The sequence below is a fragment of the Thalassoroseus pseudoceratinae genome (assembly GCF_011634775.1).
Lineage (GTDB): Bacteria > Planctomycetota > Planctomycetia > Planctomycetales > Planctomycetaceae > Thalassoroseus > Thalassoroseus pseudoceratinae.
In genome coordinates, this window is record NZ_JAALXT010000003.1 from 383,482 (window position 1) to 410,146 (window position 26,665).

Consider the following 26,665-nt stretch of genomic DNA (forward strand, 5'->3'; position numbering starts at 1 on the left):
AGAATAGGTCGGAGGAGACGCAATGGATCAAATCGAGCAACTGCGAGAGCAATTAGTTTGGTTGATCGAAAAAGGACACGCACACATCTCGTTTGAGGATGCAATCGCGGATTTGCCGACGGAGTTTCGGAGCCAAGTTCCACCGAATGTCGGACATTCGCCTTGGCAACTCTTGGAGCATTTGCGAATTTGCCAGTGGGATATCTTGGAATTCAGCCGTGATGCGGGACACGTTTCGCCCAAATTCCCCCACGGCTACTGGCCGACATCAATCGGTCCTCCCGAGCCTGAGGCTTGGGAGAAGAGTATCACGGCGTTTCTTGCGGATCGTCAAGTAATGGTCGATCTGATTCGTGACCCATCCACTGACCTGTTCAAGCCCATTCCCCACGGTGACGGCCAAACGATTCTGCGAGAAGCCATGCTCGTTGCGGATCACAATGCGTATCATATCGGTCAGCTGGTCATCGTGCGAAAGGTGCTCGGCTGTTGGTCGTGATGCCACTAAACACGCCAGTATTACACCGTTGCGTAGAGTCCGTTCATGATCCAGTGATCGATGTTCCGAAGCATCGGGCGGGTGACTTCGTGTCCGGCCGATTCAATAGCGATCGAAACATCGAGCGGAGTGCCTTGCAGCGAACGTTTGGCATTCAACACATCCATGGCGGAGCACTCCTCGTCGGCATCACCGGCGATGAACAAGGCTCGGCGACGCTCCGTTTCCGAACCCTCGAGACCAATTTGGTCCTGCAACTCTGCGAGTGTTGGAAGGTTGCCGCACATCGACACTACGCCACCGTACCAATCCGGACGACGCAGAATCAGTTGCATCGCGGTTGTGGCACCAGAATCGAACCCGGCGAGAATCACTCGCTCGCTGTGAACGTTGAAGACTCGACGGAGTTGACACACCGTGGCGTAGATATCGGATTCGAGTTTCGCGAGTCCATCCGGGGAGCGGTCCCAGCAATATCCGCCCGATTCCGACTTCTCGGGGGCTCGTAGTGAAAGCCCGATGTAGTTCCGTGTGCTGATGCCGGAAATCGCGGAGAACATTTCGAATTCCGTGCCGCCTTCGCCGTGCAACCAGAGCACCAATGGATAGGCGTAGTTCGCTTCGTAATGTTCCGGCAGGAACAATCCGGTGGGGCGTCGTCGGGGGTGTAAGTTTCGGACGACGCAACGACACGGACCATCGTCGGTGTTCAGCTCGTCGGCCAGACCGAGACAGTCTTCGGCCACCGTGGAATCAAAAGTGGGCGTGCTCGGTCGGGGTGTCTCCCCAACCGGACGTAGAGCTTCCCAGAATTGCGGAGCCGGGACCGAGGCATCGGTCGCATCCGCTTCCATGGAATGATGAAGCCAAAATTGATCGGAGAAGCGGGAGTTCATCGTGCAGATCCTTCGAATGCGTATTCAGGCCGATCAGTCGTTCGCGGTATCGCCTGGCAAGCCAAGCGAAGTTCCGCGAGAGGGAAAAACCGTCCGGGGCAGGCGGTCGTCTTGAGTTCGCCGTGACCAAAGATTCGGTCTGGCGATATTTGATATTTCTGTTGGAGTCGCAGCACCAATTCGGTAAGCGAATCTACTTGGGCTGGTGTGGGCGGAGTCTTTTCGAAGTTTCCGATCAACGCAATCCCAATTCCATGTCGGTTGTATTCATTCTGTCCCGCATGAGCGCCATGCAATTGCCCACGCCAGCGGAACGTTTCTTCAATCAGCCCGTCTTCCATGCCTTGGCCGTTGCCAATCACGAAGTGATAACCGATCCCGAGCCACTTTCGATTCAAGTGCGTTTGGTGGATGCTTTCCACGCTCCCGCGATCCGTTGCCGTATGATGCACCACAATCGCTGTCCAGTCACGAGCGGATTCACTCGGATTGAGGACCGTTTCCAAATCCGTCTTCTTGGGATCAGGTTGGGTAATTCGGACTGACACTTTCGGCTCGATCGATTGAGAGGCTGTTGCCTCTATTGTTGCCGTCTGCTCGTTCGAATCAGTGTGCTGAGAAGATGACGAAACCACTTCGTTGGGTTCTGCTTGGCAGCCCATTGAGGGAAGTGAAAATGTCGCAATGAGAACAAGACTTCGCATCGTCAAACTCAACGTCACCGGCCAGACCATCGCAACTTGTTTGAATCGCCTGGTCCGCCTGATCGTTATACTCCCTAAACTCTTCAATTGCCCTGGCTTTACGTGAGCCGAAGACGAGTTGGAATCTACCGGTGACTGGAAAGAGTGTCAACGGCGTCTTTTGCCGAACTGGGCGGGCACTCATTGAAATCGTTGTGTTCGGACTTTCGGGGTCCGGTTACGGAAATTGGTTAGATTAGGAGACCCGGAAAACCTCCAGAGAACTCCCCGTAGACTACCGGTTTTTACTAACCATTCTGTTAGTCCTGAATATGACTGATCTTGACTCGCTGACGTTGAATTGGCTCATTTCGGCAATCGCGGTCGTTCTTCGAGGCCAATGATGAAGTTCGTTGATGCGCAGTTCGCGGTTGTTGGGATTTTCTGTCCGGACATAGCGTGCTCCATGACACAAAGACTAGACTTCGCCTCGTACCGTCTGGATTGTAGGAAATGAGTGATGTCAAATGTCCTAGCGATTGATGTGGGCAATAGCCGAATCAAGGTTGGCTTGTTCAAAGTCGATGCCGACCACGTTTTGCCGACGTGTAAGCAGGCGATAACGTTTTCGGCGGACCAACCGTTTCCGTGGAGAGACATGGAACACTGGCAGGACTGGTCACACGATCTGAATCTCACGAGCGTGATCGCTGCAACCAATCCCACGCACTTAGCGAACGTGCTGAATTCTTGGCCAACCGACCGGAAACCTCCGCTTGAGGTATCCTCTCCCGAAGCGTTGCCGTTGACGATCGACTTGCTGGAGCCCAACCGGGTCGGGATTGATCGCGTTCTAAATGCGGTGGCGGCTAACCGGGTTCGTGTGCCAGGGCGGCCGATCGTGATTGTCGATTCCGGCACCGCGACCACGGTCGATGTCGTTACCGCGGATGGCGTGTTTGCCGGTGGTGCAATTTTGGCCGGGTTTGAATTGGCCGCTCGGTCGTTGCACCGTTACACCGCGTTGCTTCCGCTCATCTCGATCGACGAACTTCATGAAGCTGAACCGTCACCGATCGGCAAGGAAACTCGCGGAGCACTTCAGAGCGGACTCTACTGGGGACAAGTCGGAGCGATCCGAGAACTTGTTGCACAGATGACTCGGTCTCAGAAACCGTCTGTGGAACCAAATACGGACATGATTTTGACAGGCGGCGGTGCGGAGTTGTTGCGTCCGCACTTTCCCGCAGCGATTTCAACTCCGCATTTGGCGTTGCAGGGGTTGGCGTTGACATGCCTTCATGATCACTAAATCGGTCAGACGCCAAGCGACGACGCTTGCTTGCCGACAGTCAACGGGGTAAAAGGACAGGCAAGTCCCCAGAGAATTAGACCACAATCGCGAAAAAACCAAGGAGTGTCGTTTCATGTCGAGTCCCATCCGTGTCGCAGTCACCGGTGCCGCCGGCAATATCGGGTATGCATTGGCGTTTCGTTTGGCATCCGGTGAAGTGTTTGGCCCGGACCAACCTGTGATCTTGCATCTCGTCGAAATTCCACCCGCGCTTCCGGCTTTGGATGGCGTGGAAATGGAACTTGACGACTGTGCATTCCCGACCTTGGCAGGCGTGGAAAAGCACAGCAGCGATGATTTGGAAAAGGGCTTTGCCAACTGCAACTGGGTTCTGTGCGTGGGCAGTGTGCCTCGAAAGAAAGGCATGGAACGTGGCGATTTGATCCGAGTGAATGGCCCGATCTTCACAAGCACAGGCAAGGCGATCGCATCAGCCGCAGCGGATGATGTCCGTGTGGTTGTCGTCGGAAACCCTTGCAATACGAACTGTTTGATCGCGATGGCCAACGCTCCGGATGTTCCCCGCGATCGTTGGTACGCCATGACCCGCCTCGACCAAAATCGGGCCATGACGCAACTCGCACAGAAGGCCGGCCAACCGGTCTCGAGTGTCAAGAACGTCACGATTTGGGGTAACCACTCCGCGACTCAGTATCCGGATTTCTATCATGCGGAAATCGGTGGAAAACCGGCGACCGATGTCATCACGGATCACGAGTGGCTCAAAGGCGAATTCATCACGACCGTCCAAAAACGGGGAGCTGCCGTGATTCAAGCACGCGGTGCTTCCAGTGCGGCATCCGCTGCAAACGCCTGTCTGGACACGGTCAAAAGCGTGGTGCGTCCGACTCCTGCCGGCGAGTCGTTCAGCGCCGCCATTTGCTCTGATGGAAGTTATGGTGTGGACGAAGGTTTGATCAGTTCCTTCCCTCTGACGAGCGATGGCTCCACTTGGAGCATCGTGCAAGGGCAGAACCACAACGAGTTCGCCCAAGCCAAAATTGACGCGACCATCGCGGAACTCAGAGAAGAACGCGATACCGTCAAAGACTTGTTGCCGTAAACGAATCAACTCAGGACTTGGAGTGCCGTTTTGATCATTGCGCTCATCGGCGTATCCGGATCCGGAAAAACCGCTGTGGGACGGGCATTAGCCGAGCGATTGGCTTGCCCGTTCGTAGACGCGGACGACTTCCACCCGGAATCCAATATCGAAAAAATGTCTAGCGGCGAGCCGTTGAACGATGACGATCGGCGTCCATGGTTGACGGCTTTGTCACAAACGATCGACGAACTGTGCACGAAGCACATTCAAGTTGTGCTCGCCTGTTCGGCATTGAAACACGATTACCAAGAGTTGCTGCAAACCTCGGACGATTGCGTGCAATTCGTACTACTGCACGGATCGTTCGAGTTGATTCAGTCGCGGATTGAGCAACGTCGGGGGCACTTCATGCCAGCGGCTCTCCTGCAAAGTCAATTCGACACCTTGGAACTCCCGGAAGACGCCGTGCAAGTCGATGTCACACCATCGATTCCGGAGATCGTCGACGAAATCATCAGTCGGCTCCATCTGCAAAGCTGATCACGATGCAAGGCTTCGATGAGGCGTCTCAATTTCATCAGCTCGATGATGAACACGGTGTGTTTGTGACCGATTTGCCGGTCAGCGTTCGGGAGCAGTTGGCTGATTTCGAGACCCTGTGGAACTTGCATCCAGAGGAATACTCGGAGATCTTTCTTCACGGTCGAACCGTAAAAATTCCACGATGGCAGCAAGCGTACGGCGAGGACTACCACTTTTCGGGCAAGGTCAGTCACGGTTTGCCGGTTCCGACGGAACTCATGCCAGTCTGGAATTGGGCTTGTGAGACGATCGATTCTCGATTGAACGGTTTGTTGCTAAACTGGTACGACGCTCGACTGGGACATTACATCGGGAAACATCGCGATTCCACCTCACAGATGATCGAACACGCACCAATCGTGACGGTCTCGTTGGGTGAGGAGCGAACGTTCCGCATGCGTCCTTATGGCGGAAAGGGCTTCCACGATTTCGCCATGCCGGATGGAACGGTGATCATCATCCCCTATGCCACGAACTTGGCCTGGACGCACGAAGTTCCCAAGTCGACGCGAGCCAAAGACCGTCGTATATCAATCACGCTCCGAGCTTTTCAGAAAAATCCATGACCGACCCGCAGACGCTTCGAAACTGGGACAACGAACACGTTTGGCACCCTTTTGCTCCGATGTCGGCCTTCCGCACCGAGGAAGTTCCGATCATTGAACGAGCCGATGGTTTCGATTTAATTGATGCCGAAGGGCGACGATATCTCGACGGCATTTCGTCGCTGTGGTGCAACGTGCACGGGCATGGTGTTCCGAAAATTGATGCGGCCGTCAAAGAGCAAATCGACCGCATGTCCCATTCGACATTGTTGGGGCTTTCGAACACTCCTTCGATTGAACTCGCCAAGCGGTTAGTCGATCTGGCTCCGGCCAGTTTGTCGAAAGTCTTTTATTCCGATAGCGGTTCCACAGCCGTCGAAGCCGCTTTGAAAATCGCGTATCAGTATCACCGTCAGAAATCGAATCCGGAGCCCCAACGGGATTTATTCGTTTGTCTGAGTGATGCTTACCACGGAGATACCGTTGGCTCGGTGAGTGTCGGCGGGATGCCTTTGTTTCATGGCATCTATCGCAACATGTTGTTTGAAACGCTCCGTATTCCGGCACCGGTCGCGTTGCATCACCCCCCGGAACTTTCCAAAGAAGCGTATTTGGCGTGGTGTTTTCAGGAAGCCGAGGACGTCATCAACGAACATGCCGACCGGATTGCCGGCGTGGTCATGGAACCACTTGTGCAAGGTGCCGCCGGGATTTGGGTTCACCCACCGGGTTATCTCAAGCACCTGCGAAACCTGACCGAGAAGCACGGAATTCCGCTCATTGCCGATGAGGTTGCGGTTGGTTTCGGTCGGACGGGGACAATGTTCGCCTGCGAGCAAGAAGACGTCTTCCCCGATCTGCTCTGCGTCGCCAAAGGGTTATCGGGGGGATATTTGCCGTTGGCGGCAACGCTGGCGACTGATGAAATCTACGATGCTTTTCTCGGGGAACCATCGGAAGGCCGGACATTCTTTCACGGTCACACGTTCACCGGTAACCCACTCGGTTGCGCGGCGGCTTTGGCGAATTTGCAGCTGTTCGAAGAATCCAACTTGCTGAAACGCATCGCGGAGAACACGGAACGATTGAAAAGCCGATTGGGAGTTCTGGCCGATCATCCGCATGTCGCGGAAGTCCGTCAAAAGGGAATCATGGTGGGGATCGAATTGGTCGCGAATCGGCCGATGCTCACACCATTTCCGAAAGAACTGCGGATGGGGCATCAAGTCACTGTGGCGGCTCGTGAGCGTGGCGTGATCGTGCGACCTCTTGGCGATGTCATCGTGCTCATGCCCGCTCCGGCGATGCCGGTTGAACTCATTGACCGACTGGTAGACGTCACAATCGAGGCGATCGACACGGCAATCAGTCAGGTTCAACTTTCGCAAACCGAAGGGGCATGACATTGCCAACCGATCGGCGGACGTTTATCCTAGATTACGTCTTGTTTTGACGTCGCGAGCGGTGAGACGTCTGTACTGGCGGACGATAGACTCCCATCGCCACACGAGGACGAGACGCACTCAACGAATCATCAGCGTTTCCGGCAGGCTTGTTCAATCGAGGAATCTAATGCGGATACTGGGTCTATTTTGCCTTTCTCTTGTGGTGCTTGGACAGTCGGTATCGGCTGAAAACTGGTCTGCATTTCGGGGGCCACGGGGCGATGGCATCACACCTGCGACCGGTGTGCCGGTCGAATGGAGTGAGACCAAGAACATTGTTTGGAAGCAGGCCATTCACGGACGAGGTTGGTCCAGTCCGGTGATCTGGGATGATCAGATTTGGCTGACGACGGCGACCGAGGACGGAAAGAAACAGTCCGTGATTTGTGTCGATGCCACGACCGGCAAAATTCTGCACGACATGGTCGTCTTCGAGAACGAAAACCCTCGCTTTTGTCACCCGTCGAACAGTTACGCCTCGTGTACTCCCGTCATCGAAGAAGGCCGACTGTACGTGCACTTCGGCAGTTATGGGACAGCTGCGATTGACACGACCACCGGCAAAGTCCTTTGGGAACGTCGGGACCTGGAATGTGATCACTTCCGTGCTCCCGCGTCATCACCGATTCTGTACGAAGACGTCCTGATCGTCGCTTACGACGGGTTCGATGTGCAGTATGTCGTTGGCTTCGACAAACAAACCGGCGAGACGCGTTGGCGGACACCGCGTGACATCGATTACAACACCGACAATGGGGATCGAAAGAAAGCCTACGCGACAGGTTTGGTCATCGAGGTGGATGGCAAACCACAGGTAATTTTGCCAAGTGCGACCGCAACTGTCGCCTACGAACCGCTGACCGGGAAAGAAATCTGGCGAGTCCGGCACGGGGGAATGAATGCCGCGTGTCGTCCGATTTACGGGCACGGCATGCTCTACATTACCGCTGGCGATGGTGGCACTTCGCTCGTGGCTGTTCGCCCGGATGGGCATGGCGATGTCACCGATACCCACGTCGTTTGGAGTAGCGGCAAGAGTGTGCCGAAGCGTTCCTCGCTGATCTTGAAGGGCGACTTGCTGTTCATGACCAACGACTCCGGCGTTGTGTCGTGTCGCGATGCCAAAGCCGGCGATGTGCATTGGATGAAACGTCTTGAGGGCGAATATTGGGCATCGCCATTGCTTGCGGAAGACCGACTTTACTTCTCCAGCAAGACCGGGTTGTCTCCCGTGTTGGCTGCAAGTTCGGAATACGAACTGATCACGGAAAACAAACTCGATGCCGGTTTCAACGCGTCTCCGGCAGTGATTGAGAACGACTTGATCCTACGGACGTTCACGCATCTCTATCGAGTCTCGAAATAGTTGCCGGTTATTCGATTTGGTCTTGGTCGGCGTATTTTCGCCGGTACGCGAGCGGCGTCAGCCCCATGTGCCGGCGAAACTGTTTGGTAAAGTAACTTTGATCGTAGAAGCCAGTGGACTGAGCAATGTTGGCGACGCTCTGATTTGTTGTCGTCAACGCCTGGCAAGCCGCATTGATTCGCACTCGCAAAACGTATTTCTGAGGAGTCATCTGAAAGATGCTCTTGAAGCGGCGATCGAATTGACTCACGGATAAATGGACGAGCGACGCAAGCTGCTTCACTTCGATCTTCTCGGCGTAGTGCTGAACCACGAATGCGAGAACTTGCTCCATTTGCTGATAGGGCTGCACCAGCGACTCGGCTTTTTCAAAGTCCCTCATGGCTCCTGCGATCCCAATCACTTGACCGCCATCGCCGAAGAGCGGGATTTTGGTGGACACGAACCATTTTAGCGTGCCATCATGGACCGGTACCAACCACACCTGGTTGGGAATCGGTTGACGTGCCTTCATCACCCGTTGATCTTCCGAGATATACTGCTCGGCTAAATGCCTTGGGTGAAAGTCGTGGTCGGACTTGCCAATCATTTGCAGTTCGGACGTGCAACCGTGCATGGCGACCGAAGCCTTATTCGCCTTTACGAAGCGACTCTGATTGTCCTTGGCGTAGAAGTACACCTCGGGCAGATAGTCAAAAAGCTCCGTTAAATGCAGCTGGTTATCCAACCGTTCAAGGAAGCTCTGTTGGAACTCGCGTAGATCGGCCATGCGGAAATAGTACCAGAACTTGCGGAATTTCTACAATGCGCGGCCTTGTCTTCCGCGTACCTTCGACATTAACGCATTCATATTGTTTGAATAGTCATCGTGTCGATCCGGAAGATATTTGACTTGGTAGATTATTGATTCTCATTGTAGAACAACGTCTATTCTTCCGCTTCGACTGACGCTTCAAATGCCCTGGGAGTTCTCTCGATGCTGGCTCGTTTTCTTTCTATGTCCGGCCTTCTGGTTGGCCTGTCGATACCATTCAGTCTTCAAGCCGATGCGGCAGAAGACTCGCCGGAGGTGAGTTACTACAAAGACATTCGGCCCATTCTACAGGCTCATTGTCAGGGATGTCATCAGCCAGCGAAAGCGAACGGCAGCTATGTGATGACCGACTTCGCGAAAATGGTCGCGGGCGGCGAAAGCACATTGGAAGCCGTGGTGCCGGGGAAACCCGACGATAGCTACTTGATGGAGCAGATCGTTCCCGATGCCGACGGCGAAGCCTTGATGCCCAAAGGCAAACCGGCTCTCGCCGAAGTGCATATTGATCTTATTCGTCGCTGGATCGAGCAGGGGGCAGTCGATGACACCCCAGACAACGCCCGTGAACGATACGACCGCGACCATCCGCCAGTCTACACGCGATTGCCCGTTGTGACGGCAATGGATTATTCGCCGGACGGTGAATTATTGGCCGTTGCTGGCTTTCATGAAGTGTTGCTGCATCAGGCCGATGGATCGAAAATTGTCGGGCGACTGATCGGTCTTTCGGATCGCATTCAGTCTGTGGCCTTTTCACCAGATGGCAAGAAATTGCTCGCGACTGGTGGTCGTCCCGGATTGACCGGTGAAGTACAGGTTTGGGATGTCGCCAAGCAGGAACTTCTGCTCTCGAAGCCCGTCACTTTCGATACCGTTTACGGCGGCAGTTGGTCTCCGGATGGCCAACTCATCGCGTTTGGTTGTGCCGACAATACGGTCCGAGTAATCAAAGCGGACACGGGAGAGCAAGTCGTTTACCAAGGGGCTCACGCTGATTGGGTCCGTGATACCGTGTTCTCCGCTGATGGGAAGTATTTGGCCTCGGTTGGCCGTGACATGACCGTCAAATTAACGGAAGTCGCGACCGAGCGGTTTGTGGACAACATTACGTCCATCACTCCGGGCGCGTTGAAGGGAGGCGTCACCAGCATCGCCCGTCATCCCGAGCGTGATGAGATCGTCATCGGTGGCAGTGACGGTGTGCCGAAGCTGTATCGCATGCAACGGTTGACCAAACGCGTCATCGGTGACGATGCCAACTTGTTCCGCCGACTACCAGGAATGACGGGGCGAATCTTCGATGTCGTCATCAGTGATGATGGGAAGTGGATCGCGGCCGGAAGTAGTCTCGATGGTGCGGGCGAGGTGAGTATTTATCCATACTCATTCGATGGAACGCTGCCCGCGGACATCAAGAAGATCATGGAGAAGCGGGCCCAACAGTGGAACGCCGACGAGAAAAAGAAAGCCGAAGCCTACTGGACGAAAGATGTTTCTCGGCAAGCAGAACTCAAGGTGCCGTCGGGCATTTATGCGTTGGCGTTTAGTCCGGATGGACAGACGCTCGCGGTCGCAGGTGGTGATGGGACTATTCGACGAATACAAACCGAGACCGGTCAGATCGAATCGAATTTTCCCGCCGCTCCACTGACGACGAATGCCGTGACCATGATGGCCAACGGCGTGGAACCGAACCGCATCCGTCCCACAGAGACGACGGAACCAAAACCGCTGCCCAAAGACATCCGACTGAAATCTTTGGAAGTCGAACCCCTTGCGATTTCCTTGACCGATCCATTTGCTTACACACAGTTGCTAGTAACAGGGATCTCGACAAATGGAGACCGTGTGGATGTCACACGACTCGTCAACTCGAAACTGACGAAGCCATTGGTGCAAATCGATGCTTCCGGATTCGTGCAACCGATCGCCGAAGGTGACGGCTTTTTGAAACTTTCGCTCGGCGCTCTCTCTGTCACCGTGCCGGTCCAGGTTCGTGATATCGAGTTGAATGCCACCGCAAGTGATTACATTCGTGACGTGAACCCGGTGTTGTCCCGCTTAGGGTGTAATCAGGGGACTTGTCACGGTTCGCTCAAAGGCAAGAACGGGTTCAAACTTTCCCTTCGGGGATACGATGCCTTGTACGATGTGCGTGCATTGACGGACGACTTGTCCGGCCGGCGTGTGAATGTGGCTTCGCCAGATAACAGTTTGATGCTGCAAAAAGCGACCGGCGCGGTCCCACATGTCGGTGGACGCCTTATCGAACCGGGAAATGCTCACTATCTGACTATTCGCAATTGGATTGCCGGCGGTGCGAAACTTGATCTCGATGTTGCTCGCGTGACTGGTATCGAGGTTCTGCCACAGAATCCAACAGTTGGCCCGATTGGTGGACGGCAACAAATTCGCGTCGTGGCGACATACAGCGATGGTTCCAAGAAAGATGTCACTCGTGAAGCGTTTCTCGAAAGTGGCGATACGGAAATTGCGACCGCGAACAAGAACGGACTGATGTCCGCATTGCGTCGCGGCGAAGCTCCGATTCTCGCTCGATACGAAGGCGCCTACGCCGCCACAACGTTGACCGTCATGGGCGATCGCACGGGCTTTGTATGGAACGAGCCTCCGACATTTAACGAGGTCGACAAACTCACCAGCGCCAAATGGCAACGAATGAAGATTCAGCCTTCGGGGCTTTGCACCGATGAAGAATTCCTTCGCCGAGTTTACCTCGACCTGACCGGATTGCCCCCGACACCCAAACAGGTCGAAACGTTCTTGGCCGACAAACGACCGACCCAGGAGAAACGTAACGATCTCGTTGACACGCTGATCGGGAGCGAAGAGTTCGTCGAGTATTGGACGAACAAGTGGGCGGACTTGTTGCAGGTCAACGGGAAGTTCCTCGGTCGTGAAGGTGCGACGGCATTCCGAAAGTGGATTCGTGAGCGTGTTGAGAAAAACATGCCCTACGACCAATTCGCCCGTGAAATCCTTACCGCGAGCGGCTCAAACCGTGAAAACCCGGCGGCATCGTATTTTAAGATTCTGCGGGAACCCGTGGACATTATGGAGAACACAACGCACCTGTTTTTGGGTGTGCGGTTCAACTGCAATAAATGTCATGATCACCCCTTTGAAAAATGGACGCAGGACCAATACTACGAAACGGCCGCGTACTTTGCCCAAGTCAGCCTGAAAGCCGATCCAAAGAGCGGTAAACGCCGGATCGGTGGAACGGCGGTTGAAGGTGCGAAGCCGTTCTACGAGGAAGTATTCGACAAAGACGATGGCGAAGTTATTCATGACCGCACGGGGGAAGTCACCCCACCGGAATTCCCGTTTGAAGCGGAATACTCGTCGTCTGGTGAACAGACGCGACGTGAGAAACTCGCAGCTTGGATCACCTCCCCCGATAACAAATACTTTGCGATGAGTTATGTGAATCGGTTGTGGGGCTATCTATATGGTCGCGGTTTGATCGAACCCATCGATGATATTCGAGCCGGGAACCCGCCTTCGAATCCGGAGCTACTTTCATATCTTGAGAAGGAATTTATCGAAAGTGGTTTCGACATGCGGCATGTGCTGCGGCTGATTTGTCAATCACGAACATATCAGCTTTCGGTCGCGACAAACCGGTGGAACCAAGACGACACCATGAACTTCTCGCATGCGACGGCTCGCCGGCTGCCCGCGGAAGTTCTTTACGATGCCATCCATCGTGTGACAGGCTCGCAATCAAAGATTCCCGGTGTTGCTCCCGGCACGCGGGCCGCAGCACTTCCCGATGTGGGAGTGTCGCTACCTGATGGTTTCTTGGCGAACCTCGGTCGGCCAAACCGTGAAAGCTCTTGCGAATGCGAACGGAACAGCGACATGCAACTGGGCCCCGTGATGGCATTTATCAGTGGGCCCACCGTCTCCACCGCAATCAGTGACCCGAACAATGCGTTGCCAGAATTGGTCAAGAAATATCCCGACAACAAATTGCTGATCAATCGGCTCTTTCTTCGAGTGTTGAATCGTCATGCGTCGGACCAAGAGATCTCCGCGACCATCAAGCTCCTCGATGAGATTGCCATGGACCATCAGGCGCTGGTCGCCCAGCTTGAGAAGAAGGAAGCGGAGTGGAAACCAATCCGTGAGAAACTCGATGCCGAACGAGCCGAACGCATCGCCAAGGCGGAAGCGGCACTCAAGCCCGTCGCGGATCGGCTTGCCCCAACCATCGCCAAAAACGAAGCCGCTCGGAAGACGCGGATTCAAAAGGCCGAAGCGGAGTTGAAAAGTTACGAAGCCGACTTGCCCGAGCGGTTCGCGACTTGGCAAAAGAGCCATTCCGCCGAACTGGGTTGGCAACCGTTGGCTTTCCGAGATGCCAAGTCATCCAACAAAGCGAAATTAGTACAGGAAAACGACGCTGCAATTATTGCGTCTGGACCGGAAGGAAGAGCGACGTACACCCTCACCGCCGAAATCCCGGCTGCCGGACTCACGGGGCTTCAGCTTGAAGCATTGACGGATGATCGGCTGCCCAACAAAGGACCGGGCCGACCCCCGAACGGCAACTTCGTGCTGACGGAATTGGAAGTGTCAGTGGCTCCGAAATCCGATCCGACAAAGTCGAAGAAAATTCGGTTACGGAATGCGAAGGCGGACTTTAGCCAAGGAAATTACGACGTGGCGACCGCCATTGATGGTAAAATTGCAGCGAGCGGAAACGGCTGGGCCATTTCACCGCAAACTGGAAAAAACCATACCGCGGTCTTCGAATTCCAGGACCAACTCCCGGACGGCGAATTCGTGATGACGATCAAAATGGTTCAAAACTACTCCGACGGGAAACATACGTTAGGGCGATTCCGTTGGTCGGTGACGTCGGCACCATCACCGTTGTCCTTCGGTCTGCCCGATGACATCAAAAAGATTCTGGCCGTCGCGGAGGACAAGCGGTCGAAGAAGCAATCCGACCAGCTACTCGCCTACTACAAGAAGGAAGAGTCCGGTTATCAAAGTCGTCTCGCTGCTGTCAAAGCGGCCAAGAAACCGTTGCCGGTCGATCCCGAACTTCAGAAGTTGCGTGACCAACTGACGAAAGCTCAAACGGCCGTTCAAGATGACAAGAAGCTCGTCGAGTTGCGTCGAATTGTGGAAACGAGTCGTCAACAACTCGAAAACAGACGTTTAACCGCCGCACAAGATCTGACTTGGGTGCTAATCAACACCCCGGCGTTCTTGTTCAACCATTAGTCAAGCATACTGGCCGCGTCTTGGTGTCGATCAAGATGCGGCCCGCGGAAACACCTCATCCGATTCTCTTATTTTACTTCGGAAGGCGAAATCATGTTGACCATTCAGGGCCCTAGCGGCAAAGACCTATGTGATGACGGGCTTGGCCTCACGCGGCGGGACCTCATTCGGGTCGGTGGTTCGGGAATGTTGGGGTTGTCGCTGGCATCGCTGATGAAACTCGAAGCGATGGCGAAAGAGAAACCCGCATCGGGTCGTCCGGGGTGGGGGAAAGCCAAGAGCATTATCCTGGTTTACTTGCAAGGCGGACCGAGTCATCTGGATCTGTGGGACCCCAAAGAAAACGTTCCAGAAAACGTCAAAAGTCCATTTGCACCGATCTCCACGAAAACGCCTGGCGTGAAATTTACGGAGAATCTCCCGAAGCTCGCGCAGCAAACCGATAAGATGACCCTGATCCGGTCGATGAGTTACACGCCGAACGGTTTGTTCAATCACACTGCCGCGATTTACCAGATGATGACCGGTTACACGACGGACAAAGTGAGTCCGTCGGGACAGTTGGAGCCGCCCAGTCCGAAGGATTTTCCAAACTTCGGTTCGAACATCATTCGGCTCAAACCGACATCCGAACCCATGCTGCCGTTCGTGATGCTGCCACGACCGTTGCAAGAGTCGAATGTCGTCGGCAAAGGAGGAACGGCGGGGTTCCTCGGCAAAGCCTACGATCCCTACACGCTCTATCCGCCAGGCGACGACATGGACATGACGAAGATGTCCAAAATTCGCGTGGACGACTTGAAACTCCGACCGGATGTTTTCGCAACTCGACTTCAACGTCGCGCTCGTTTGCGAGACGTGATTAACGCGGGAATGCCTTCAATTGACAACGCGGTCGCTTCGTACAATCTCGACACGTATTACGATCGTGCGTTGAACCTGATTGTTTCCGGACGCGCTCGGGAGGCATTCGATCTGGAAGCCGAAAGTCACGAAACGCACGAGCGGTACGGTCGCAACACCTTCGGTCAAAGTTGTTTGCTCGCGCGACGTTTGGTCGAGGCCGGTACCCGAGTTGTCGAGGTCGTTTGGCCGAAAGTTGCCAACAGTAACAACCATTCTTGGGACCAACACACCGGGCTTCCCAAACGGATGAAGGAGCAGTCTGCTCCGATGTTCGATGCTGGCTTTTCTACATTGATTGCCGACCTCGACGAGCGGGGAATGTTGGAAGATACGCTTGTTGTCGGTGTGGGTGAATTTGGTCGGTCGCCGCAACGCGGTGTGTCAACCAGTGGCAATGGCAACAGTGCCGACGGTCGCGATCACTGGCCTTATTGCTACACTGCGGCAATCGCCGGAGCTGGCATCGGACGCGGTCACGTTTACGGCGAAAGCGACAAAACAGCGTCGGCTCCGCTCAAAGATCCGGTCCATCCTGGGGAACTGTTGGCGACGATTTACCACGCGTTTGGAATCGATCCCGAAACGATCGTTTACAATCACCTGAACCAACCACGCGAACTCGTCAAAGCCCAGGCCGTGACGAGCTTGTATAGCTAAAACAAGTGAAAGTTTTCTGTCTCCGTGTTGGACGCGAGACAGCTTGCATTTTCCAATCATTAAAAGACCGAAGCAGCGACGTTCAAAATTCGACTGCGTCGTCTTTAATCAGGACGTGATTCGCACCGAGCCCGTGGAGATTGTCGATCTCCACGGGCTTTTCATTTTGGATTCCAGCACGATGAGTTCAGAGTCAGTGGATGGTCACAGAAAGGAACTGTCTGGAGCGTTCGACCGATGGGACGTTTGGCGACAAGACGACAACGGCAACCAGTTTCTTGTGTCATCAAATCTGCCACACGACGCGGCCCAGCAGCAAGCCGACGAACTTGAATCGCACGGGCACAAACAATTGTATTGGATTGCTCCCGGCCGAAGAGACACGGCATAGACGGTATTCCGGCCTTCTGCGTTGTGGTTGAGTAATCCATACAACCGAGCGATTCACCGCCAACTTCCCCGGAACGCCAAGCATTCACCGCTTGCGCATCATCGGCAGTCGGGCTATTCGCCGATACCGATTGAGTCCTCGTGATAGATCCTAATCTTCTCCAAAGATCCCGTGTTATCGATGGGTATTTTGTGGCGTTGGTGCGTATCACATGGATGATGGTCGATTTCGAGTGCCGGTCCTTTCTGCAATTCCTTCTTCGGTCGCAAACAATATGTCTGCATCTTCATCGGGACAAATCAGTCGCGGTGCGCTTCGGCTACGCCAACGGGTCTTTCGACCGCAAACGTTGTTTGCGACTGCGTCGTTGGTGATGTTAGTGGTGTTCGGCCCACGCTTGATTCGTCATTTGCCAGAGCTGACCGAGCAAAGTGAGTACAAACTGCGGGCATCGAAAATCGACATCACGCCACCACCGCATTGGGTGCCTCACGATCTCGTGCGACAAGTAGTGGACGCCCAAGGTTGGGAGGAAAATGAGGTCAGTGTTCTTGAGAACGATCTTGCTGAGGAAGTTGCCAAGGCGTTCGGCGGTCATCCGTGGGTGAGTCGTGTCAATGAGGTTCGCAAACGACCGCCGAATGTGGTCGAGATCGATTTGAGCTATCGTCAGCCGGTCGGGTTAGTTGAGATTGGGCAGGGGTTGTACTATCCGATTTCCTCCGATGCGGTGTTGCTGCCGCCCGCGGACTTTTCACGAGCTGACTTTGGACGGTACCCCATTGTGCGTGGTGTGGAATCGGTGCCCGCAGGACCAGCCGGTACGGCGTGGGGTGATCCAACTGTTGTCGGTGCTGCACGTCTGGCCGAGCATTTGATGCGGTCGCACGATCACGATCGCTGTCACTGGGAAGCGTTTGGCCTCACCGCCGTCAATTGCCCCGACGAACCGTTACCGGAACGAACGATTGACGACGTCAGCTTCTCACTGACAACGGCACAGGGGTCGGAAATCCTTTGGGGTCGGGCACCGGGAACAGGACATCCCGGTGAACTCTCTGCCGAACAGAAAATCGGCCGGTTGCGACAGTATCTCGCTGACTATGGCAGTTTCGTGCATCCGAGTGGACCTCTCGAAATCGACATTCGTCATTGGCAGGAGATTACTCAGCGGTTGTTAAACTCACGAACGGCATCACGGAAGTAAAAGCAGGTGTTCAATGAACAAAGCCCAAGGAGTGCACTCCTTGGGCTTTGTTTGTTGTAGAAGCGGATGGCCGGATCAGCCAAACGGGTTTCGTAGGAACTTTTGATAGGGCAATCTGACGTCTCGGAATTTGACTTGGTCAGCCTTCAAGACGCCGTTCTGTTGTGGCAAGAATCCTTGAGCTCCAAGGAATGTGACCACGTCGTCCTGGTCCACACCGTCACCACTGACGCCGAATCCACCGATCAGTACGCCATCCCGGTACAACGGTGTGCTTCCCGGGAAGAAGACGATGCCGTTTTGGTTGTCCGGATCGTTGCCGGGGACATCGGCGAAATTGAAGTTGGTCGTCTGATCGATCACGCTGGGGTCGAACGAGTTTCGCCCAAGCACCGTGTCTTGGTACGCCTCCGCCGCTTGAGCAGCCCCGTTGTTTTCTGCGGTGTAGGGATTGATGAACGAGTTGTTCAACGTCGAGAACGGTCCGGGGGGTGACTGATCGATGCCCGATGGGAAACGACCCTCGGCCAAGAAGCGGAACGTCCGGTTCGTGAAGGCCGTTCCCTCGGGAACCCCTTCGAGTTGATCGGCTTCGACCAACTCGTCCGAAGCGTAATAAGTGACGTTTCGAGCCTTCGCGACGGCCACATCAATTGAAAAGATCGTGGCATCTTGCATCCGGAACAAACCAACGACGTTGCCGTCCAGGTCTGTGACCGAGAACACCATCCGCGTCCGACTGCTCGGATCGCCGGTGTCTGCTCGCAATCGGACAGCGGCCCGCACTTGCTCGGCGGCCGCAATGGCTTGCTCGATGATCTGTTGCACTTCGTCCGCAGTGACAGAACCAGCCGTAGAACCGTCCCGCGGTGGCACGATGAATCCATGAGGAACTTCACGACCATCGACAAAGTTGGCAGCGTTGGTTTCCTGTGTTGTGTCGACTTGGGTCAGTGTGCCGTCCGGCGCGGCAAAGGTCCCGTTGACTTCACCTCGTCCGATGGACATTCCGTGAGCGATCACTTCACCGACGCCTTGTCGATTCGCGATCGGTCCAACGACTTGCAGGGTGATTCCGACAAGGTCCAGTCGACCAAAGGGCAAGTCCAGGCTTTCGATGTTTTCCAATCCGGGATCAGCTGCGAAAATATCCGTGCTGGCCAATGGGATGCCGACGGCTGCCGCCAGTTGACTACCGCCAAGTGCCATCAAAGCCATGTATTCCGCTTCGAGCACTTTCGGTGCATTTGTGCGTTGTTCCTCGGTTTGACCGATTCCGGGAATGAAGTTTTGCTCAAACGTGGCAAATCCATCACGGCCGGGGAAAAACACTCCGATGCCACCGACAAGCGTTTCACCAACGCCGTCCCCATTGGTGTCGCGGAAAATGGGAATCCCGCCGGGCAATGTGGCCACACCACGCGAACGGGCATTCGGATCCAGTCCGCTGAGTTCGCCGAAGGAAAGCGGTTCACGAAGGGCAGCAACCAAATTTGGGTCGACGGCCTCGAAAGGAATGTTGAACCGAAGAATGTCTCCTGCACCAGGTGCGTTGTTCACATCTTGATTCGGATTTACGTCCGTTCGGTCAGCAACACGATCGCGGTTCGTGTGTTCAATCGCGAACAAATCGACCGGTGGTGTGAAGTTCACTTCAGGAGGGAAGTGACCACCGACACCGATCGGAGCGACGTAACCGGGGCCAACGAGGGTTTGATCAAAGTCGTCGCGTACGGTTGGTCGGCCTTCGACTTCGCGTTCTGTGATTGTGGTCTGACTGATGAATCGAACCAGCCGACTCGTCAGTGGTGCCAGTGTTCCGCCGGGACTGAATGAGTCCGTGTTATTGGGATCGCCGTTGGAGAAGATCGCCGCTGTTCGAGCTTTCGCAACCGCACCTTCGACGAAGAAGGAAAATGCTTCGCGTTCGGTTTGGGTGTCGATTACCATGTTCCCGTTGCCGAACGACGCGGTGTTCTGCGAGTCGTTGATGTTTCGCAGCACACCATCTTCCGCCAACACGCCCAGAATGCTTCCGGCACGGTCCACCACGGCAATCACGGCGTCATCGCTGGCAGTTGCGGCCGACGCACGACGGAGTAGTCGTTCCACTTCCTCGGCCGACAGTTGCGTCAGCGACATTGCGTAGACTTCGAAACTCGCATCCTGTGCGGCCAACTGCTCGATTGTCGTGTGGTACGAACCGTTGACGGCGGCATAGTCGATGGCGTTCGACGTCAGTTCGTTGTTGTAATATCCCCGCATGATATCAGGGTTTGACAGGCTGCCACCATCTTCCAGCCCGATGACGTGACCGATTTCGTGAGAGAGAACCGTGTAATAGTCCACGGTCTCCGCAACATCGCCATTGCCGATTTCGGTGTCCCAATTCTCTGTGACATCGAGCCAAGCGACACCGGCCACGTTGATGTCGGCATCCGCATTGACTTGAGTGATGGCACCGCCACCCAGACCCAGCGTTCCACCTTGCCCGCTATTGTGACCGAAGGCTTCCAACGCTCCGGTTCCAATATTCATTATTTCGTAGTTCTCTGCGTAGATATCGCGTTCGAACTGCAAAATTCCGCCGGTCGCGGAACTCCAGTCAGTTAGGGCTTGCTCGGCGACGGCAATTTCCTCATCGGTGATGTAGTTTTCATAATCGCCGATGCTTCGGAAGTCATATTTGATGGTGACGGGTTCTTCCAAGTCTTCCCACCACGCAGGATACCGGACTTCGGTTTCCGTGCTGCCTTCGGCACCGGCACCGTTGGCGGATTCGGTGTCGATCGTGGTGACATTCTCGATTCCGGTTCCCGTGGCACCACCGCTGACCGCGACTCCGTTTGAAGCCGCACCGATGTTTCCGCCAAACGCACCAAGCTGATCAGCGCTCGATGGCGATGCAGCGGAGGAGTTCGTTTCGGGAGTTACGAATCCGCTGGGCGTGTTCCCCTCGGATTGGCCGTTGTTGTCACCGATCGCCGGTGGCAAGACGGATTCGCTGAGACCACCGTTGATTTGGCTGCCAATCGCACCGCTAGGCGGTGTCGGATTCGGCGTTTCGGGAACCATCGGGGTCGATGGTTGCAGAGCAATTGGTTCCGAGTTCCCGACCGCTGGGTAGCCATATGCGTGCGACGCACCATAGGGATTCAATGGCGGTTGGGTTGTCGAGACACCCGCGTTGGTATTCGCCGGGGCGATCATCGCGGGTTCTTGTGGAGTCCAACTGCCCATCTCTGGAGCGTCGAATGCTCCGAGACAAAGACGTGGTTCCAGGTGTTCGATTTGCGACAAGGACGATTCGCGGTCCGGTCGTGCCTCGGCTGTTTTCTGCGCCGCAAGGCGGTTCAACGTCTTCTTCAACCACTTCACGAGTCAAGCTCCCGATTGCGGCAGAGAGTATGTGGCAACGTCGACACGCGTCGCCTCGGAATCAATCGTTTCGACAATCAAGTGGAGTCAAACCGCAGGCTCTCCAACCGCGGCCCGAATGACAGTTGTGACGAAATCGACTGGTGGTCCACTCATCGTAGGGATGAAATGAAAACCCATGATCAGTAATCGGAACAGATGACATGATCAGATTAGTCGAACTGAACGAAAAAACCGGATTAATCCGAAAAACCGGTAAAATCTCTCCAGTTTATCAACGTGGTCGGACGATCAATATGTTGCGGGCATGATCCAAGACCTGTTTAGCAGGGCAATCGGCTGAGACTGATGGTCTGGTGGGGTTTTGAAGATTTCCGTAGGCGGATCGGTTGGAAACGTCGTTTCCAACTGCATTCGTTGCTCTCCACTCGTCTCCTAGATGTTTTTCTACCACTCTCCGTTCGTGAGAAACGTTGCACCCATCCGTTCGGATACGTGATGTGAGTCTGCGTTCAAGCAACGGCAATTCGTGGGGCCGAGCAGTGATCCGAGCATTCCTAAATCGCGTTTTCGAGACGCGACGGACAAACCGACTTCCATATTCCGAAGACAATCGCTTCCGACGTCAGTGGCTTGCGTCTGCCACGGCAGGATTGCTAGCGATCGGTAGCGTGACTGGTGCGGTCGCGGAAGACCGATGGCCAGCATCGCCAGACCGGAACGAGACCATCTCGGGCTCCGGACTGACTGCGGGACAAGAAACGTCCACGCTTCTCGAACTGCTTCGGGATCCCGATCGTCGAGTACGGTTGGCGGCCATTGAAGCGGCACGAGCGGCCCATCCGGATTCTCAGTTGCAGTTGCAAATCGAGCACATGGCGATGCAGGATGCCGATCCGCTCGTCAAAGGAAATGCCCGGTTGCTGGCAACGGAGATGAAACACGGTCTCACGGGAAGCTCGACCGCATCCCAGCCAATGGCCCGATTCATCGATAAACCCGAAGAGTCACCGTTTGGTGCCGCAAGTGTACGTCCGGTGTCGGACGAAATTCCACAACCTGATGCGGTTTTGGCACCAGCTCCGATCGATCCTCGTTTCGTGGCCCCGGCTGAGAACGATCATCTGCCAACGATGCGACAAGAATCCGTGTTGTCGCCCGTTCAACCGTTCTGGCACATGGATTCCGCCGACGGTCACGATCCACGCGTTGCACGTCCGGCGGATGGTAGCCCGGTTCGGATCGGCAGTTACTGGGATCCAGCCGAGGCGTCGCCGATCTCCAACTACGACGGCAATCCGTTGATGGCTCCGAATGGATTCGCCGCAACGGATCCACCACCCGGATTCGCCGATGGAGACGGAGACGACTTGCTCGGTCGTCCGCTGACTCCACCATTTCAAGATGACGAAATTCCCTACTACGATCCGGTCTACGCCGACGAACCTCCATTCTTGCAGACCGCGTTCGAGCCGCCAAACGGTTTCTCCGGCCCGTCGAGTGTGTTGCCACGAGAAGGACAATCAAGCAACCACTTCGTGCCCGTCGAAGACCGTTGGCGTCTTGGGTATCCCGAATGGGACCGCTATGGACGCAACCATCCCACGACCGACGACTATCCATTCGTGAAAGGTCACTGGTGGGACCCGTACAATCAGAACGTGCTGAAGGGCGACTACCCGATTATGGGGCAGCACACCTTCATGAATGTCACGCTGCAAAACCGGTTGATCATGAACTTCGCCAACGTGCCGACGGCTACCACACCGTTTGAAAGCACGCGAGCGAGTGGTCAGGAAGAATTCTTCGGTGACGGAAATTTCGATTTCATCCTGAATACGACCTCGGCTCAAATCACATTGTTCCACGGTAACACGGCAGTCTTCAAACCGTTGGATTGGCAGTTGCGTGTCACGCCGGTGGTGGCTGAAAGTAACTTGTTCGTGGGCGAACTTGCCGGTGTGAATCCAGATGTTCGCAAAGGACGCAAGCGAATCCGGACGGACTTCGCACTCGAGGAATGGTTCGGTGAAGTCAAACTCGCCGACTTGAGTCCCGACTATGACTTCCTCTCCGTGCGAGCGGGTTCCCAGTTCTTCAACTCAGACTTCCGTGGCTTGATCTTCGCGGACATCAACCGATCGGTCCGCTTGTTTGGGACGAACTTTGGGAACCGCGATCAGTTTAACCTGATCTTGTTCGACCAAACGGAAAAAGACACGAACACGTTGTTGAACACGTTTGAAGACCGGCATCAAAACACTCTGATTGCTAACTACTATCGACAAGACTTCGTGTTCCCCGGCTACACTGCTCAGTTCAGTTATCACTTCAATGACGACCAACCGAGCACCGAATTCGACAAGAACAACTTCCTCGTGCGTCCCGACCCAATCGGGGTGTTCCAACCTCACCGCGTGACGTCTCACTACCTGGGTTTCGCGGGTGATGGGCACATCGGCCGGATCAACGTATCGAATGCGTTCTACTGGGTGACAGGGGAAGACTCTCGCAACCCGATTGCGGGTGAGAAACAGGACATCAATGCCAATATGCAGGCGATCGAACTTTCGATCGACCGAGACTGGGTCCGGTTCCGTACGTCGTTCTTCCGGGCGAGCGGTGACGATGATCCATTCGATGACGAAGCTCGTGGTTTCGATGCGATCTTCGACAATCCTAACTTTGTCGGGGGGGAATTCAGCTATTGGCAACGTCAGGCTATCCGACTGTTCGGCGTGAACGTGACCAACGTGAACAGCTTGGTTGCCAACATGCGGTCGAGTAAATTCCAAGGGCAGACGAACTTCGTCAATCCAGGGATCGACATTGTCAACTTCGGGATGGATTTCGAAGTCACGCCGAAACTGAAAGTGATTACCAACTACAACTACCTCTGGTTTGATACGACCGAGGTGTTGGAAGTGGTCGCCTTCCAGGACAACATTGATCCCGAAATTGGGGTCGACCTCAGCATGGGGATCGAATATCGACCGCTACTCAACGACAACATTATTGTCGTCGCGGGTTTGGCGAGTTTGATTCCGGGAGCCGGTTTCGACGATCTCTTCGGACGAGCCGACACGCAAAATGCTCTGGCCGGTGCTGGGGAAGAGAAGGTTGCGAATCAGTACTCGAACTTTGTTGAGTTGATTCTCACCTATTGATCCGTCGCCAAAGGATACTGTAACGGCTAAGAACGAAACGAAAACAGCCCCAGGGTGAAAACCCCGGGGCTGTTTCTGATACTGGTTGCTCACCGGTATGTCAAATTATTTGCGTCGATCTACTCAATCACTCGTGTGCTGGAAGCATTCCGAACTGGCACGGCGTTGACGGTGTTAGCTTCGACGGCGATTCGTTCGTTCTTTTGATCCAGGTAACGCCGGGCCGCTTCGCGAACTTGGGATTCGTTCATGTAGCGGAGGTTGCTCACTTCGACGAGCGGTTTGATGACGTTCATTGCTCGGCTAATCGCATTTTCGTTCAGAGCCAAGTCGACGAATTTGCGACGAAGGTCTGTGAGCGTGCGGAGTTGGCCATCGAGCTCGTCTCGCAAGTCCGAGAGGATTTCGAGAGACTGCACGGCGGTGATCACTTCTTCGGATCGCGATGCCAGATCGGATTGAATCTCGATCAGCGATTTCAAGTTCCGGTCGGCAACGATGTTGCTTTTGCCGTCATAGTTGAGCGTGTCGCGGAGCGAGATCAACTCTTCGGCATTGGTTCCGGCGAGATCGTTGTCGCCGCCTTGGGAAACCAGAGTGTCTTTGATTTTGACCAACTTCTGCACCGAATCGGCAGCGGTCGGAATGTTCTTCGATTGCATGTTGATTTGATTCTTCAAAGCCACGTATTCATCGTGTGTGGCGGCAGCGGCATCGATACCGTCTTGGCTTGCGATGACTTGGTCTTGAAGTTTCACCATTTCGCCGACAAAACCAATCGCGTCCTTCGTGTCGATCGAACCCGCGATGACATTGTCTTTCAAGTCGACCAAGTTGGCGGCTTGTTCTTGAGCAGCGTCGGTTCCGACCGATTGCACGATGATCGTGTCTTTCAGTTCGATCAATGCGTCGGCCGACTTTGCAGCGGCTTCGGTATTTCGGCCGGCACGGATGGTTTCAAGTTGCAACCGTTGCATGCCGTTCAACGCCGACTGCGTCGGAGCCAAACTGTCGGCTTGCTTGCGGACCGTATCCTTCAGGCTGACCAGTTCGGCCAATGTTGCTTTGGCTTCACTCATGTCTTCGCCAGCGGTCATGGCTCGGCGTTTGAACGAAATCAGTTCGTTCAGTCCGGTTGTCGCTCGCTCGTCGAATTCACCTTCCGCGAGAAGTTGCTCGTGGAGTTTCTGGATCAATCGCAGCGTTTCCACGGCGGATTCGGTAATACGGGATTGACCGGCCACCGAAGTCTGCAAGGCCGCCAACCGATCGAGTGACGCGAACGCCGCTGGTGTTTTTGCGGCTTCGGCTTCGACGTCTTTGCGGAAGCGAGCGATCGTGGGAACGATGCGTTCGGCTTGACTGACTCGAACGGCTTGCTCTTTCAATGAGGACAATAGGCTGTTTGTCCGCGACGTTTCGCCGGCCACTCCGACGAGCGAATCCATGTTGCGTTTCATGCGGATCAATTCACGATTGACCGATTCGAGCCGTTGATTCATTGGCTCAACGATCAACACATACACGCCTAGCAAACCAGCGAACAAGCCAAATGCCAGCATGCCCCAGTGGTGTTTGGGTTCTTCGCTTCCCGTCATGCGGGTTCCGTCTGTGTACTGCACGCGATTCCTCCTTGGGATCGGCGGGCGTTCAAAATTGAACGCCGTTCTTGAGGGGGTCAAAAAGTCGGTGGAAAGGAATCGGCAACTCAAGGCCATTGGATCGATCAGTCGCGTTCCAAAGCCGTCATCTCAGCGAAGACACATCGCCAATCGCCATGTTCCAACTAGACTTGATCTAGCGTGGATGAATTGCCTGATTCTCAAACTCCGTCTCACACACCCAGTATCGCCAAAATGCCAAGTCGGCCTGTTGTGAAAAGTGGGCGTTTCTGAGAGAGCAAGTAATTTCTGCCGATTTTGCGGGCTCAGTATGGTAATTCAGGCTCCGATGCATAATGGTGTCTGTACTGACCCACATCCTCCGAACGACCAACATCTCGAAAACAATGTCCTATACGATTCGTCCTGGTGCCGCCGAAGATTTTTCCACCATCGCCGACTTCAATATCCGGATGGCTCTTGAGACCGAGGACCACCAATTGAAACGCGAGTTGGTCGAACCGGGCGTGCAGGCAGTGCTTGCTGACGATCGACACGGTCAGTATTTCGTTGCCGAGCGGGACGGCGTGGTTGTGGGATGTCTGCTGATTACGTACGAATGGAGCGACTGGCGGAACGGCAACATCTGGTGGGTGCAAAGCGTGTACGTCGCTCCGGAACATCGTCGGCAAGGTGTGTTTCGTGCGTTATGCGAGTACGCAGAAGCCGAGGCAAAAGCTAATCCACATGCCGTCGGCTTGCGTTTGTACGTCGAGAAAGACAACCAAACCGCCCAAACGGTTTACGAGAAACTCGGTTGGCGTCGACCAGGATATCTCGTCATGGAACGGATGTTCGACCGGTAGATTG

Annotated in this window: 18 protein-coding genes; 13 read left to right on the forward strand and 5 right to left on the reverse strand. The window is 54.8% G+C overall.

Annotated features, from left to right (window positions below; genetic code table 11):
- Positions 1-22 precede the first annotated feature (22 nt).
- Positions 23-499 (forward strand): DinB family protein, encoded by a 477-nt coding sequence (locus G6R38_RS11585; RefSeq protein WP_166824883.1) that lies wholly within the window; start codon positions 23-25, stop codon positions 497-499.
- Between the two features lie 20 nt (positions 500-519).
- Here the strand turns inward: G6R38_RS11585 and G6R38_RS11590 are convergent, their stop codons facing one another.
- Positions 520-1,395 (reverse strand): alpha/beta hydrolase, encoded by an 876-nt coding sequence (locus G6R38_RS11590; RefSeq protein WP_166824886.1) that lies wholly within the window; start codon positions 1,393-1,395, stop codon positions 520-522.
- The gene (locus G6R38_RS11595; protein ID WP_240928168.1) at positions 1,392-1,943 is read right to left on the reverse strand and encodes a peptidoglycan recognition protein family protein; all 552 of its coding nucleotides are present in this window, start codon (positions 1,941-1,943) and stop codon (positions 1,392-1,394) included. Before G6R38_RS11595 ends, G6R38_RS11590 begins: the two co-directional genes overlap by 4 nt.
- A gap of 655 nt (positions 1,944-2,598) precedes the next feature.
- On the opposite strand from G6R38_RS11595, the gene G6R38_RS11600 reads away from it, so the two are divergent.
- From G6R38_RS11600 to G6R38_RS11625, 6 genes are all read left to right on the forward strand, one after another.
- Entirely contained in the window at positions 2,599-3,390 is a 792-nt protein-coding gene (locus G6R38_RS11600; RefSeq protein WP_166824892.1) for a type III pantothenate kinase, read from the forward strand.
- Between the two features lie 115 nt (positions 3,391-3,505).
- Complete coding sequence (locus tag G6R38_RS11605; RefSeq protein ID WP_166824895.1) at positions 3,506-4,495, forward strand: malate dehydrogenase; 990 nt, start codon at positions 3,506-3,508, stop codon at positions 4,493-4,495.
- Between the two features lie 30 nt (positions 4,496-4,525).
- The gene (locus tag G6R38_RS11610; protein WP_206028556.1) at positions 4,526-5,017 is read left to right on the forward strand and encodes a gluconokinase; all 492 of its coding nucleotides are present in this window, start codon (positions 4,526-4,528) and stop codon (positions 5,015-5,017) included.
- A 5-nt stretch (positions 5,018-5,022) separates the two neighbouring features.
- Positions 5,023-5,625: an alpha-ketoglutarate-dependent dioxygenase AlkB gene (locus tag G6R38_RS11615; protein ID WP_166824898.1), complete on the forward strand. Its 603-nt coding sequence runs from the start codon at positions 5,023-5,025 to the stop codon at positions 5,623-5,625.
- On the forward strand, positions 5,622-7,007 hold the full coding sequence (gene bioA / locus G6R38_RS11620) for an adenosylmethionine--8-amino-7-oxononanoate transaminase (RefSeq protein ID WP_166824902.1): 1,386 nt from the start codon (positions 5,622-5,624) through the stop codon (positions 7,005-7,007). The genes G6R38_RS11615 and bioA overlap by 4 nt, the downstream gene beginning before the upstream one ends.
- A gap of 169 nt (positions 7,008-7,176) precedes the next feature.
- Positions 7,177-8,415 carry an outer membrane protein assembly factor BamB family protein gene (locus tag G6R38_RS11625; RefSeq protein ID WP_206028557.1) on the forward strand — a complete coding sequence of 413 codons (1,239 nt, stop codon included), beginning with the start codon at positions 7,177-7,179 and terminating at the stop codon, positions 8,413-8,415.
- 7 nt (positions 8,416-8,422) lie between these two features.
- On the opposite strand, the gene G6R38_RS11630 is transcribed toward G6R38_RS11625, so the two are convergent.
- The gene (locus G6R38_RS11630) at positions 8,423-9,184 is read right to left on the reverse strand and encodes an AraC family transcriptional regulator (RefSeq protein WP_166824905.1); all 762 of its coding nucleotides are present in this window, start codon (positions 9,182-9,184) and stop codon (positions 8,423-8,425) included.
- A 207-nt stretch (positions 9,185-9,391) separates the two neighbouring features.
- Here G6R38_RS11630 and G6R38_RS11635 point away from each other — a divergent pair, with 207 nt between their 5' ends.
- The 4 genes from G6R38_RS11635 (at position 9,392) to G6R38_RS11650 (ending at position 17,649) form a co-directional block, all read left to right on the forward strand.
- Entirely contained in the window at positions 9,392-14,488 is a 5,097-nt protein-coding gene (locus G6R38_RS11635) for a DUF1549 domain-containing protein (RefSeq protein ID WP_166824908.1), read from the forward strand.
- Between the two features lie 93 nt (positions 14,489-14,581).
- Positions 14,582-16,051, forward strand: a complete 1,470-nt coding sequence (locus G6R38_RS11640; RefSeq protein ID WP_166824911.1) for a DUF1501 domain-containing protein — start codon at positions 14,582-14,584, stop codon at positions 16,049-16,051.
- A 181-nt stretch (positions 16,052-16,232) separates the two neighbouring features.
- Positions 16,233-16,442: a hypothetical protein gene (locus G6R38_RS11645; RefSeq protein ID WP_166824914.1), complete on the forward strand. Its 210-nt coding sequence runs from the start codon at positions 16,233-16,235 to the stop codon at positions 16,440-16,442.
- Between the two features lie 274 nt (positions 16,443-16,716).
- Positions 16,717-17,649 (forward strand): cell division protein FtsQ/DivIB, encoded by a 933-nt coding sequence (locus G6R38_RS11650; RefSeq protein WP_166824917.1) that lies wholly within the window; start codon positions 16,717-16,719, stop codon positions 17,647-17,649.
- 75 nt (positions 17,650-17,724) lie between these two features.
- Here the strand turns inward: G6R38_RS11650 and G6R38_RS11655 are convergent, their stop codons facing one another.
- Positions 17,725-21,027 carry a matrixin family metalloprotease gene (locus tag G6R38_RS11655; protein WP_166824919.1) on the reverse strand — a complete coding sequence of 1,101 codons (3,303 nt, stop codon included), beginning with the start codon at positions 21,025-21,027 and terminating at the stop codon, positions 17,725-17,727.
- Positions 21,028-21,527: 500 nt separating this feature from the next.
- Here G6R38_RS11655 and G6R38_RS11660 point away from each other — a divergent pair, with 500 nt between their 5' ends.
- Entirely contained in the window at positions 21,528-24,194 is a 2,667-nt protein-coding gene (locus G6R38_RS11660; RefSeq protein WP_166824921.1) for a hypothetical protein, read from the forward strand.
- Between the two features lie 119 nt (positions 24,195-24,313).
- Here G6R38_RS11660 and G6R38_RS11665 read toward each other — a convergent pair whose 3' ends face one another.
- Positions 24,314-25,816, reverse strand: a complete 1,503-nt coding sequence (locus G6R38_RS11665) for a hypothetical protein (protein ID WP_166824923.1) — start codon at positions 25,814-25,816, stop codon at positions 24,314-24,316.
- 386 nt (positions 25,817-26,202) lie between these two features.
- On the opposite strand from G6R38_RS11665, the gene G6R38_RS11670 reads away from it, so the two are divergent.
- Positions 26,203-26,661, forward strand: coding sequence for a GNAT family N-acetyltransferase (locus tag G6R38_RS11670; RefSeq protein WP_166824926.1), 459 nt, complete (start codon positions 26,203-26,205; stop codon positions 26,659-26,661).
- Positions 26,662-26,665 lie beyond the last annotated feature (4 nt).

Excerpts from the sequence above, each read along its gene's own strand:
- G6R38_RS11585 (WP_166824883.1), top strand. The coding sequence starts at position 23 with ATGGATCAAATCGAGCAACTGCGAGAGCAATTAGTTTGGTTGATCGAA.
- G6R38_RS11590 (WP_166824886.1), bottom strand. The coding sequence starts at position 1,395 with ATGAACTCCCGCTTCTCCGATCAATTTTGGCTTCATCATTCCATGGAA.
- G6R38_RS11600 (WP_166824892.1), top strand. The coding sequence starts at position 2,599 with ATGTCAAATGTCCTAGCGATTGATGTGGGCAATAGCCGAATCAAGGTT.
- G6R38_RS11605 (WP_166824895.1), top strand. The coding sequence starts at position 3,506 with ATGTCGAGTCCCATCCGTGTCGCAGTCACCGGTGCCGCCGGCAATATC.
- G6R38_RS11615 (WP_166824898.1), top strand. The coding sequence starts at position 5,023 with ATGCAAGGCTTCGATGAGGCGTCTCAATTTCATCAGCTCGATGATGAA.
- bioA (WP_166824902.1), top strand. The coding sequence starts at position 5,622 with ATGACCGACCCGCAGACGCTTCGAAACTGGGACAACGAACACGTTTGG.
- G6R38_RS11625 (WP_206028557.1), top strand. The coding sequence starts at position 7,177 with ATGCGGATACTGGGTCTATTTTGCCTTTCTCTTGTGGTGCTTGGACAG.
- G6R38_RS11630 (WP_166824905.1), bottom strand. The coding sequence starts at position 9,184 with ATGGCCGATCTACGCGAGTTCCAACAGAGCTTCCTTGAACGGTTGGAT.
- G6R38_RS11635 (WP_166824908.1), top strand. The coding sequence starts at position 9,392 with ATGCTGGCTCGTTTTCTTTCTATGTCCGGCCTTCTGGTTGGCCTGTCG.
- G6R38_RS11640 (WP_166824911.1), top strand. The coding sequence starts at position 14,582 with ATGTTGACCATTCAGGGCCCTAGCGGCAAAGACCTATGTGATGACGGG.
- G6R38_RS11645 (WP_166824914.1), top strand. The coding sequence starts at position 16,233 with ATGAGTTCAGAGTCAGTGGATGGTCACAGAAAGGAACTGTCTGGAGCG.
- G6R38_RS11650 (WP_166824917.1), top strand. The coding sequence starts at position 16,717 with ATGTCTGCATCTTCATCGGGACAAATCAGTCGCGGTGCGCTTCGGCTA.
- G6R38_RS11670 (WP_166824926.1), top strand. The coding sequence starts at position 26,203 with ATGTCCTATACGATTCGTCCTGGTGCCGCCGAAGATTTTTCCACCATC.